The sequence below is a fragment of the Betaproteobacteria bacterium genome (assembly GCA_016709965.1).
Lineage (GTDB): Bacteria > Pseudomonadota > Gammaproteobacteria > Burkholderiales > Rhodocyclaceae > Azonexus > Azonexus amarohabitans.
On record JADJLT010000003.1, the window covers coordinates 29,862 to 39,645 of the forward strand.

Sequence of the window (9,784 nt, forward strand, 5' to 3'; positions counted from 1 at the left end):
AATTAACGCAAGCACACTCCTCCCGGCATACGTTGAAGCCGGGTTAGTTTGTAACAAATCGTTAGAGGTTCAGCTCAGCGATTGCTTTGATGCCCTGCTCGATATTGTTGCGGCTTGCTGCCTCAACGGCCAGGCGCAGGCGGGTGACAGCTGCGAATGCGTCGCTCATGGTCGCGGTGCCGCTTGATTTCACGGATTTGCGCATGGCAACCAAGCGATCACTGACTTTGGTCAGAGACCAGGCCGTTTCCATATCCACGGTGAATGTTCCGCCGAATAGAGGCTTTGAAAGACTGATCACTCGTACGCTCAGTTCGTAGTCGCCATCGTTGCCCGATACGATGCGTTTGAACAGTTGGCTCTGGGTAACTGCTAATTCAATAGCCGCCTTTAGATCAGCGTTTGCGATGTTGCTGCTGTCCAGGGCACCGGTTTCTGCGCCTCCGCTGGTTTGTACACCCAAACTGTAAGGATGGTGCTTGTTGATAATGAGGTTCTGCGGTGTCATCGCCGAGCGGTCGGCCGGAGAGGCACAAGCGCCAAGGATCAATATTGAAGCTGCGATTGCAAGAAGCCGCTTTGAGTGCATGGCAGGACCGATCATTTACTTGGCTCCCTTGTAAATGTTGTCGACGACTTCATTCACCATTTCCTTTGGAGAAAGGCGTGTCAGAGAGGTATGGAAGGAGTTGCCGGTTGCCAGTGGAAAATCGGTTTTCGGGTCGCGAATGGTGATGGTCAACTCCAGCATGTACATGGTGATGTCCCACATCCATTTGTCGAGGTAGGTAACCACGGCATCGACTCCGGCCGGGGCTGCTTCGCTACCGGTGGTGACTGTCACGCCCTTGGTGCGCAGCTTGTCGGCGATCAGTGCATAAGTGTTGTCGTCGTCGGCGAGCTTCTTGACGTACATGCTCTTGATCGATGAAAGATTGGCCGACGGGTCAACGCTGCCTGTCGCACGGTTGACCGCGCAACCCGTCATCAGGGAGGCAACAAGTCCGAACAGAATCGCCAGCTTCACAAATTTTGTCATGATCCCTTCCTCCTTGATTGATGAATAGCGTCAGCCTATTCCGATTGTTCAGCAGCGTTTTTGACTTGGCTCAGAGGTCGTTCATTCTGGGGGTTGCCGTAACGTGTCTATTGCCCCAAAGCCTTGCGGACGCGATTGGCAAATACCGTCATTTCTTTCGCCGCCTGGATGTCGCCGCGGGCTTCTGCCACAGCGATGCCTTGTTCATAGGCAGTCAGGCAACCGATGTTGTCGCCTGCTTCGGCTCGCGCCTTGCCAAGTGCTTTCCAGGCGGCGGAATATTGCGGGTCGCGGTCGACAGCTTCTTTGAAGCAGGCGGCGGCTTCGGCTGGGTCGCCCGCTTTCAAATATTCATTGCCGAGCGAGAAGCGGAGCAGGGCGCCATCGCGCGGGCCGCCGAGCATTTTTTCCAGGGATTCGATACGTGGGTTCATGGGCTTCCAAGGCTAAAATAGGGTTTTGCAATCCGGATAAAGGAAGCTTACTCATGGCCAAGACCATCATCGCCACCCCGAACGCCCCGGCTGCCATCGGTACCTATTCGCAAGCCGTGCGTGTCGGCGACACCGTTTACATGTCCGGGCAGATCGGGCTCGATCCGGCTTCCATGCAGATGGTAGACGGAATCGACGCACAAATCGTTCGCGTATTTGAAAATCTCAAGGCCGTGGCTGCGGCGGCGGGTGGTTCGCTGGCCGATGTGGTCAAGCTCAACGTTTTCCTGACCGATCTGGCCAACTTCGCCAAAGTTAATGAAACCATGGCCAAGTATTTCAGCGAGCCTTTCCCGGCCCGTGCTGCGGTGGGGGTCAAGGAATTGCCGCGCGGTGCTTTGGTTGAGGCCGATGCGGTGATGTTCATCGGCTAAATGACGATGACCGGGGCTTCGGTCCCGCCTTCTCCGCCGATTCGCGCCTCTGAGGCGCTGCAGAAGAAGCTCGCCAAGATCGGCCTCCACAGCGAGGCCGATTTGCTGGTGCATCTGCCGCTTCGCTATGAGGACGAGACCCGCATCACGCCGGTCAATGGCGCTTTAGGCGGCGAACCGGTGCAGATCGAAGTCGTCGTTCAGAGCAACGAAATCCAGTTTCGACCACGCCGGCAAATGATTGTGCGAGCGGCGGACGAGAGTGGCGAAATTACGCTGCGTTTCTTCAGTTTTTACCCCAGCCAGCAGGCTGCGCTGAGCGAAGGCTCGCGCCTGCGGGTGTTTGGCGAGGCGCGCGGTGGCTTCTTTGGTGTAGAAATGGTGCACCCGCGTTTCCGCAAGGTCGGCGAAGACGAGCCTATACCTGTCGAATTGACGCCGATTTACCCGTCGACCGCGGGATTGGCCAATTCCGCGCTGCAAAAGCTGATTGGCAAGGCCTTGGCCGTCGGCGATCTCTCTGAAACGCTACCTGAAGCGTTACGTCAGCAACTGAAACTGCCCGGGCTGGCCCGCAGTCTGCGTTTCCTCCATACGCCGCCGCCGGGTACCGATCTTGATACTCTGCATGCCCGTAACCATCCGGCCTGGCGACGGGTCAAGTTCGACGAAGTGCTGGCCCAGCAACTCTCCTTGCGCCGCGCCTATCTGGCGCGCCGTGAACAGGGGGCGCCGGTGCTGGTGGCGCAGGATGATCTGGGGGCACGCCTGCTGGACAAGTTGCCATTCGGGCTGACCGGAGCACAACTGCGGGCGATGGCGGAAATCGCCGATGACCTCGCGCAGCCATACCCGATGCAGCGCTTGCTGCAAGGCGATGTCGGCGCCGGCAAGACCATTGTCGCGGCGCTGGCGGCGTGTCAGGCGATTTCAGCCGGCTGGCAGGCAGCTTTCATGGCGCCGACTGAAATCCTTGCCGAGCAACACTATCTGAAGCTGAAGGGGTGGCTGGAACCGCTCGGTGTTCGCGTGGCTTGGCTGTCCGGCAGCCTGAAAAGCAAGGCCAAGCGCGAGCAACTGGCGGCGACGGCAGCCGAGGCGCAACTGGTCGTCGGCACGCATGCGCTGATTCAGGAGGGGGTCGATTTCGCCAAACTTGGGTTGGCTATCGTTGACGAACAGCACCGCTTCGGCGTCGCCCAGCGGCTGGCGCTGCGCAAGAAAGGCGATAACCCGCACCAGTTGATGATGTCCGCCACGCCCATTCCGCGCACCTTGGCCATGAGCTATTACGCCGACCTCGACGTGACGGTGCTCGACGAACTGCCACCCGGGCGGACACCGATCAAGACGCGGCTGGTGGCCGACAACCGGCGCGATGACGTCGTCGGCTTCGTCAGGAAAGCGGTGGAGGAAGGTCGACAGGCTTACTGGGTCTGCCCGCTGATCGAAGAATCCGAGGCGCTTCAACTCCAGACAGCGCAGGAAACCTACGATTTCCTTTTTGAGCAATTTTCCGGGTTGACCGTGGGACTCGTCCACGGGCGGCTGAAGGCCGACGAAAAGCAGGCCGTGATGGCGGCTTTTGCTGCAGGTGATATCGACGTGCTGGTGGCGACGACGGTCATCGAAGTTGGCGTCGATGTGCCCAATGCCAGCCTGATGGTCATCGAGCACGCCGAGCGTTTTGGCCTTTCGCAATTGCACCAGCTGCGCGGCCGGGTCGGGCGCGGCCAGTACGAATCGAGTTGCGTGCTGATCTACGCCGGGCCATTGGGCGAGATTGCCCGGCAGCGCCTGAAGATTATTTTTGAGAATACTGACGGCTTCGAAATCGCTCGTCAGGATCTTCAGATTCGTGGCCCGGGCGAGTTTGTCGGCAGCCGGCAGAGCGGCGTGCCATTGCTGCGTTATGCCGATCTGGAAATGGATGCCGATCTGGTCGAAATGGCGCGGGATGTGGCCGAAGAAATGCTGACGCAACATCCGGCGCTGGCCGAGAAACATCTGCAGCGCTGGCTCGGTTCGCGGGAAGAATTACTCAAGTCCTGACGCCTTGGTGAGGCGTAAATCCGACGCTGAAAATATTTTCAGATTGAATAATGTTGCCCGTATATTTTGGTGTATGTTTATGCCGTGCGGGTCGTGACTTGGGTGAACAAAATCGATCGGCAATACACGCGAAATTGGGGTTGTTTGTTCGCGTCCAAGACAGTCAATTCGATCGGGGGTATCCATGTTCAAGAAGCGTATGGCAGCACTGTCACTCAGCCTGGTTTGTCTGGCTGGAGCAAGCGTGGCGCATGCAGCGGATTCGGCAGTAGGTAGCTGGTTGTGGAGCACTGCCGACGAGTTATCAGTCATTACACTCATGGCCGATGGACGTTATATGGATGCTGGCGTCTTTCACTCGAGCCCAGGCGTGCTGGACACCGCCCATACGCAGATCGAATGGGGTACTTATTCCTGGAACGCAACGACCGGGGCAATCAACGCCACCTCGTTGGGTGACCTGAATGGCAACTGGGGTTTGGCCAACGATGTTGATGGCATCCAGTATCTGACCGTGTCCGGTAACACGGGGACGCTCTTTCAGCCTGGCTGTTGCTCAGGCACGCTGACCCGCATCCTGTCTTCGCCGTCTTCGGCAATTGTCGGTACCTGGACTGACGGTGAGTATGGCGTCAACACCTTCCTGGCCGACGGGCGCTACATAGCAGCGCAGGTTGTTCCTGGCGACGCGGCGCATACGGGGATTGAATGGGGTACTTATTCCTGGGATGCGGCCAGCGGCAAAATTACGGCCACTGCGCTGGGGGACCGGAATGGCGATTGGGGTATTGCGGGTGACGTCGATGGTCCGCAATACGCGACTATTTCCGGAAATGTGGCGACGGTCTTTCAGCCAGGTTGTGCAGATTGCGGGGGGATACAGACCCGGATATTGCCCGTGCCGGAGCCTGAAAGCTATGCCATGTACTTGGCCGGCCTGGGGCTGCTTGGCGTGATGATTCGCAGACGGAAAGCCAGGATTTGACGACTGAGCATTCGTCAGTTGATGTGAAAATAGGATCGCGGATGCGGTCCTTTTTCGTTTCCGGCCCCGCGCCCTATCAATCGTTTAATCGGTTTGCAGCAGGCATTGCTCAAGTTTTGGCACGCTTGGCCGACGTGATAATCCCGTCGCTCAGCGTTTTCAGGGCAGCCATTGGTGACGCTGCGCGCAGGTAGATCATGCCGGTGGGGACACGGCTGAACTCATCCGGCACGGTTTCGATAACCAGGTCGGCGGCATGGCTGGATTGCTCGACGACGCGGCGCGGCATCAGTGTCCAGCCGAGGCCGACTGCGATGCAGCCGAGGATGCCTTCCAGCGTGCCGAACTCCATAGCATCTGATACTGCGTGGCCTTGCGCCCGTTGCCAGGCGATGGCGCGGGTGCGGTAGGCGCAGCCTTCGCGGAAGAGGATCAGCGGCAGCAATACGGGGTCGGTGCCGGCGGCGTGCACCTGAACCAGTTCTTCAATGATCAATTCGTCAAATTGCAGATCAGGGTGAATGACCGGGCCGGCCACGAAGGCGCAGTCAAGCTTGTGGTCGAGGACCTTGCCGGTCAAGGTGCTGGTGGTGTCGGTGGAAACGCGCAATTCGAGACCTGGATGTTCGTTGCGCAAAGCTTTCAGGGCGCTGGGCAGGTGCAGGGCGGCGAAGGTCTCCATGGCGCCGATGCGCAGTTCGCCGGCACTTTCACCCACCTGCCGCACCGCAGCGCTGGTCTGCCGTTCCAGCATCAGCATGCGTCGTGCGTAGTCGAGCAGCACCTTGCCCGACGGCGCGAGCTCCAGGCCACGCCCCTTGCGGAAGAAGAGTTCGGCGCCCAGCTCTTCTTCCAGGCGCCGGATGCGGCCGGTGACATTTGATTGAACGGTGTTCAGCTTGCGCGAGGCGGCGAGGATGCCGCCTTCTTCGACGACGGCCTGAAAGGTTCTGAGGGCAACGAGTTCCATATGTATCTCAAAAAACGAATGGTTGCTTCTAAACAAATCACTTGAATGGATACTTTACTCTGTTTATTGTTCGTCTACCAATAACAAAGGGAATATCCCATGACTACACAGAGAGAACGCCTCAAGGTGCTGAGCGCCGGGATTTTCAGTTTGATCCTGGCGATGGGCGTCGCCCGATTTTCTTATACGCCCTTGTTGCCGCTGATGCAGAAGCAGGCCGGACTCGGGCTGGCCGAAGCGGGCTGGCTGGCGGCGCTGAACTACGCCGGCTACCTGACCGGTGCGGTGATCGCATCCTTGATCAGCGATCTGGTCCTCAAGGATCGCTTGTACCGGATTGGCATGGTGGTTGCCATTCTCAGCACGGCGATGATGGGCCTGACCAGCGATCCGCTGATCTGGATGCTGTCGCGCTACATCGCTGGCCTGAGCAGTGCGGCGGGTATCCTGCTTGGTACCGGCCTGATTCTGAACTGGTTGATTCGGCATAACCATCGACCCGAACTAGGCATTCATTTTGCCGGAATTGGCTTGGGGATCGCGGGGTGTTCGGTGGCGGTCTGGCTGATGACGGGCTGGCTGGACTGGCGCGAACAGTGGTTTGCCTTGTCGGCCATGGCCTGCGTGCTGATCGTGCCGGCGCTGGCCTGGTTGCCGGCGCCGGATACCAGCGCCGTGACCAAGAGTGGTGCGCCCATGCATGACAACCCGCCGAGCAAGCTCTTCCTCGGCATCTTCATGGCTTCCTACTTCTGCGCCGGCTTTGGCTATGTGATCAGTGCCACCTTCATCGTCGCCATCGTCGACCACTTGCCCGGTCTGGCCGGGCAGGGGGCGCTGGCTTTCCTGGCCATTGGCCTGGCGGCGACGCCGGCCTGCTTCAACTGGGATCTGATCGCCCGCTACACCGGCGACATCAATGCGCTGATTCTGGCGGCGGTGCTGCAGATCATCGGCATCATCCTGCCCGTGGCCGTGGGTGGCTTCTTTGCCACGATGTTCGGCGCCCTGCTGTTTGGCGGGACCTTTATCGGCATGGTCAGTCTGGTGCTGACCATGGCCGGGCGTTACTACCCGACGCGGCCGGCCAAAATGATGGGCAAGATGACGCTTTCGTATGGCGTGGCACAGATCATCGGGCCGGCCATCGTCGGCTGGCTGGCCACCAGGTTGGGCAACTATTCGATTGGCTTGTACATCGCTGCCGGTGTGATGGTGGTGGGCGTCGTGCTCTTGGTTATACTGAAATTTGTAGAAAAGCGGGACGCCATGCAGGCGCTCGAACCCAGCTTGCAGCACTGAAACGGAGACAGGACATGTTCAAGGGAATTCTGATCGAGAAGGATGACGCCGGCTATCGCGCGTCGGTGCAGGAGATTGACGAAAGCCAGTTGCCGGAGGGCGATGTGACCGTGCGGGTGGCGATGTCGTCGCTCAATTACAAGGATGGCCTGGCGATTACCGGCAAGGGGCCGGTGGTGCGCAAGTTTCCGATGGTGCCGGGGATCGACATTGCCGGGACGATTGAAGCCAGCGATAACCCGGATTACAAGGTTGGCGACCGCGTCGTACTCAATGGCTGGGGCGTTGGCGAAACCCATTGGGGCGGCCTGGCGCAAAAGGCGCGGCTCAAGGGTGACTGGCTGGTACCGCTGCCGGCCGCATTCAGCGAGAAACAGGCTGTCGCCATCGGCACCGCTGGTTACACCGCGATGCTGTGTGTGATGGCGCTGGAGCGGCAGGGCGTCAAGCCGGCGGATGGCGAAATCGTCGTCACCGGTGCGGCGGGCGGCGTCGGCAGCGTGGCGATAGCTGTGCTGGCCAAGCTCGGCTATACGGTCGTGGCCGTCAGCGGCCGGTCAGAAGAAACCGATTACCTGAAGCAGCTCGGCGCGACCGAGGTGCTCGACCGCAGCGCCTTCTCTGCACCGGGCAAGCCGCTGGGCAGGGAGCGCTGGGCGGGGGCGGTTGATGTGGTCGGCAGCCATACGCTGGCCAATATTTGTGCGACAACCAAGTATCGCGGTGTTGTAACGGCTTGCGGCCTGGCCGGCGGCATGGATTTTCCGTCGTCGGTGGCGCCTTTCATTCTGCGTGGCGTGACGCTGGTCGGCATTGACAGCGTGATGTGCCCGCGTCCGGAGCGTCTGGTGGCATGGCAACGTCTGGCCGCCGATCTTGATGTCGCGAAGCTCGGCCTGATTACCCACGAAGTGTCGCTGGCCGAGGCGATTCCGACGGCGGCACAACTGATGGATGGCAAGGTGCGCGGTCGCGTCGTGGTGGATGTGAACCGCTGATGCCTTACGTCAATATCCGGATTACCCGCGAAGGGGCGACGGCCGAGCAGAAAGCCCGGCTGATCGCCGGGGCAACGCAATTGCTGGTCGATGTCCTCGGCAAGAACCCGAATACCACGGTGGTTGTCATCGATGAAGTCGATACCGACAACTGGGGTGTGGCGGGCGAGTCGATCACCGTCCGGCGGGCGCGTGGTGCGTAGGGATGCCTGTTTTCAAACCTCCACGGTCAACCGGAAATTTTGGTCAAAATTGAAATAATGAGTCACTTGTTCGAACCCCTGCAGCTGCGCGAAATCTCCCTCAAAAGCCGGATCGGCATTCCGCCCATGTGCCAGTACTCGGCCGAGGATGGCATGGCCGGCGACTGGCATTTTGTTCATTACGGCAGCCGTGCCGTCGGCGGTGCGGCGCTGATGATTCTCGAAGCGACGGCAGTGACGCCGACTGGCCGGATCAGCCCGGGTGATCTGGGTTTATGGAAAGACGAGCAGATCGAGCCCCTGGCCAGAATCGCCCGTTTTGCGCAGGCACAGGGCTGCGTGCCGGCTATCCAGCTTGCCCATGCCGGGCGCAAGGCCAGCGTTGGGCTGGGCTGGGAGGCGCAGAAAACTCTCTCCTCGGACGAAGGCGGCTGGATTCCGGTGGGCCCGTCGCCGATTGCGTTTGGTGACGCTTACATCCCGCCGCACGAACTTTCAGTGCCTGAAATTGCCGAGATCATCGGCCTGTTTGTCGCCTCGGCAAAACGTGCCCTGGTAGCCGGTTTTCAGGCCATCGAGATCCACGCGGCGCACGGTTATCTGGTGCATCAGTTCCTGTCGCCGCTGGCGAATCAGCGCACCGATGCCTATGGCGGCAGTTTTGACAATCGTACGCGTCTGGTGCGCGAAATCGTCGCCGCGCTGCGGGCGGTCTGGCCGGATCGACTGCCGCTGCTGATTCGGCTGTCTGCTACTGACTGGGTAGAAGGTGGCTGGTCGGCCGATGAAACGGTTGAACTGTGCCGTCAGTTGAAGGGGCTTGACGTGGACCTGGCCGATGTGTCGACGGCAGGTTTGGTCCCAACCGCCAAAATTCCGGCCGGCCCGGGTTTTCAGACCGAGTTTGCGATGCGGGTTCGTCACGAGGCCGGGTTGCCGACGGCAGCGGTGGGGCTGATTACATCGGCCGCCCAGGCTGATCACATCATCCGCAGCGGTCAGGCCGACATGGTTCTGCTCGGCCGCGAATCCCTGCGCAATCCGTATTGGCCGGAGCAAGCTGCCCATGAACTGAGCCAGACAGCTGCCTGGCCCAAGCAGTATCTTCGTGCGGCGCCAGTAGGTTCGGCCGGGCGCTAAGGTCTGGATGTAAAGAAACATCAGGTCCAACACGGCTTCGCTCGGTGGGAACTTTTTCAGGGAGCGCTGTCTACCTCAGCTCAAAAATTTTATTTAACTTTGATGAGGTAATTCATGGACGAGCTTTCATTCGTTGGTATTGGTATTCCTGTACTCATTCTGTGCCTGGCGATTTTGATGGGCCTGAAGCTGTCGTCCAAGACGGCGTACCATTAAGAAAAAAGCCG

The 9,784-nt window shown here is 59.6% G+C and carries 10 protein-coding genes and 1 pseudogene; 7 read left to right on the forward strand and 4 right to left on the reverse strand.

Annotated elements, in window-relative coordinates:
* Positions 1-61: 61 nt before the first annotated feature.
* The 3 genes from IPJ12_12770 to IPJ12_12780 all read right to left on the reverse strand — a co-directional run bounded on the left by IPJ12_12770 (position 62) and on the right by IPJ12_12780 (position 1,473).
* The gene (locus IPJ12_12770; protein ID MBK7647997.1) at positions 62-604 is read right to left on the reverse strand and encodes a hypothetical protein; all 543 of its coding nucleotides are present in this window, start codon (positions 602-604) and stop codon (positions 62-64) included.
* Positions 605-1,039 carry a hypothetical protein gene (locus IPJ12_12775; protein MBK7647998.1) on the reverse strand — a complete coding sequence of 145 codons (435 nt, stop codon included), beginning with the start codon at positions 1,037-1,039 and terminating at the stop codon, positions 605-607. It lies immediately after the preceding gene.
* A gap of 107 nt (positions 1,040-1,146) precedes the next feature.
* A complete protein-coding gene (locus tag IPJ12_12780; protein MBK7647999.1) occupies positions 1,147-1,473 on the reverse strand; it encodes a tetratricopeptide repeat protein in 327 nt (108 codons plus the stop codon).
* A 53-nt stretch (positions 1,474-1,526) separates the two neighbouring features.
* Here IPJ12_12780 and IPJ12_12785 point away from each other — a divergent pair, with 53 nt between their 5' ends.
* From IPJ12_12785 to IPJ12_12795, 3 genes and pseudogenes are all read left to right on the forward strand, one after another.
* Entirely contained in the window at positions 1,527-1,907 is a 381-nt protein-coding gene (locus tag IPJ12_12785) for a RidA family protein (protein ID MBK7648000.1), read from the forward strand.
* A 6-nt stretch (positions 1,908-1,913) separates the two neighbouring features.
* On the forward strand, positions 1,914-3,959 hold the full coding sequence (gene recG / locus IPJ12_12790) for an ATP-dependent DNA helicase RecG (protein ID MBK7648001.1): 2,046 nt from the start codon (positions 1,914-1,916) through the stop codon (positions 3,957-3,959).
* 898 nt (positions 3,960-4,857) lie between these two features.
* Positions 4,858-4,944 (forward strand): annotated as a pseudogene (locus IPJ12_12795) (PEP-CTERM sorting domain-containing protein).
* 109 nt (positions 4,945-5,053) lie between these two features.
* On the opposite strand, the gene IPJ12_12800 reads toward IPJ12_12795, so the two are convergent.
* Positions 5,054-5,914 (reverse strand): LysR family transcriptional regulator, encoded by an 861-nt coding sequence (locus IPJ12_12800; protein ID MBK7648002.1) that lies wholly within the window; start codon positions 5,912-5,914, stop codon positions 5,054-5,056.
* Between the two features lie 99 nt (positions 5,915-6,013).
* On the opposite strand from IPJ12_12800, the gene IPJ12_12805 reads away from it, so the two are divergent.
* From IPJ12_12805 to IPJ12_12820, 4 genes are read left to right on the forward strand one after another with little or no spacing between them, the layout of a single operon-like run.
* Positions 6,014-7,216 (forward strand): YbfB/YjiJ family MFS transporter, encoded by a 1,203-nt coding sequence (locus IPJ12_12805; GenBank protein MBK7648003.1) that lies wholly within the window; start codon positions 6,014-6,016, stop codon positions 7,214-7,216.
* 14 nt (positions 7,217-7,230) lie between these two features.
* The gene (locus IPJ12_12810; GenBank protein ID MBK7648004.1) at positions 7,231-8,214 is read left to right on the forward strand and encodes an oxidoreductase; all 984 of its coding nucleotides are present in this window, start codon (positions 7,231-7,233) and stop codon (positions 8,212-8,214) included.
* Positions 8,214-8,417, forward strand: a complete 204-nt coding sequence (locus IPJ12_12815; GenBank protein ID MBK7648005.1) for a 4-oxalocrotonate tautomerase family protein — start codon at positions 8,214-8,216, stop codon at positions 8,415-8,417. The genes IPJ12_12810 and IPJ12_12815 overlap by 1 nt, the downstream gene beginning before the upstream one ends.
* A gap of 57 nt (positions 8,418-8,474) precedes the next feature.
* Entirely contained in the window at positions 8,475-9,557 is a 1,083-nt protein-coding gene (locus IPJ12_12820) for an NADH:flavin oxidoreductase/NADH oxidase (GenBank protein ID MBK7648006.1), read from the forward strand.
* Positions 9,558-9,784: the final 227 nt, after the last annotated feature.

What these genes read in the sequence shown, in the direction of transcription:
- IPJ12_12770 (MBK7647997.1), bottom strand. Translation starts at nt 604, where the DNA reads ATGATCGGTCCTGCCATGCACTCAAAGCGGCTTCTTGCAATCGCAGCT.
- IPJ12_12815 (MBK7648005.1), top strand. Translation starts at nt 8,214, where the DNA reads ATGCCTTACGTCAATATCCGGATTACCCGCGAAGGGGCGACGGCCGAG.
- recG (MBK7648001.1), top strand. Translation starts at nt 1,914, where the DNA reads ATGACCGGGGCTTCGGTCCCGCCTTCTCCGCCGATTCGCGCCTCTGAG.
- IPJ12_12780 (MBK7647999.1), bottom strand. Translation starts at nt 1,473, where the DNA reads ATGAACCCACGTATCGAATCCCTGGAAAAAATGCTCGGCGGCCCGCGC.
- IPJ12_12805 (MBK7648003.1), top strand. Translation starts at nt 6,014, where the DNA reads ATGACTACACAGAGAGAACGCCTCAAGGTGCTGAGCGCCGGGATTTTC.
- IPJ12_12800 (MBK7648002.1), bottom strand. Translation starts at nt 5,914, where the DNA reads ATGGAACTCGTTGCCCTCAGAACCTTTCAGGCCGTCGTCGAAGAAGGC.
- IPJ12_12775 (MBK7647998.1), bottom strand. Translation starts at nt 1,039, where the DNA reads ATGACAAAATTTGTGAAGCTGGCGATTCTGTTCGGACTTGTTGCCTCC.
- IPJ12_12785 (MBK7648000.1), top strand. Translation starts at nt 1,527, where the DNA reads ATGGCCAAGACCATCATCGCCACCCCGAACGCCCCGGCTGCCATCGGT.
- IPJ12_12820 (MBK7648006.1), top strand. Translation starts at nt 8,475, where the DNA reads ATGAGTCACTTGTTCGAACCCCTGCAGCTGCGCGAAATCTCCCTCAAA.
- IPJ12_12810 (MBK7648004.1), top strand. Translation starts at nt 7,231, where the DNA reads ATGTTCAAGGGAATTCTGATCGAGAAGGATGACGCCGGCTATCGCGCG.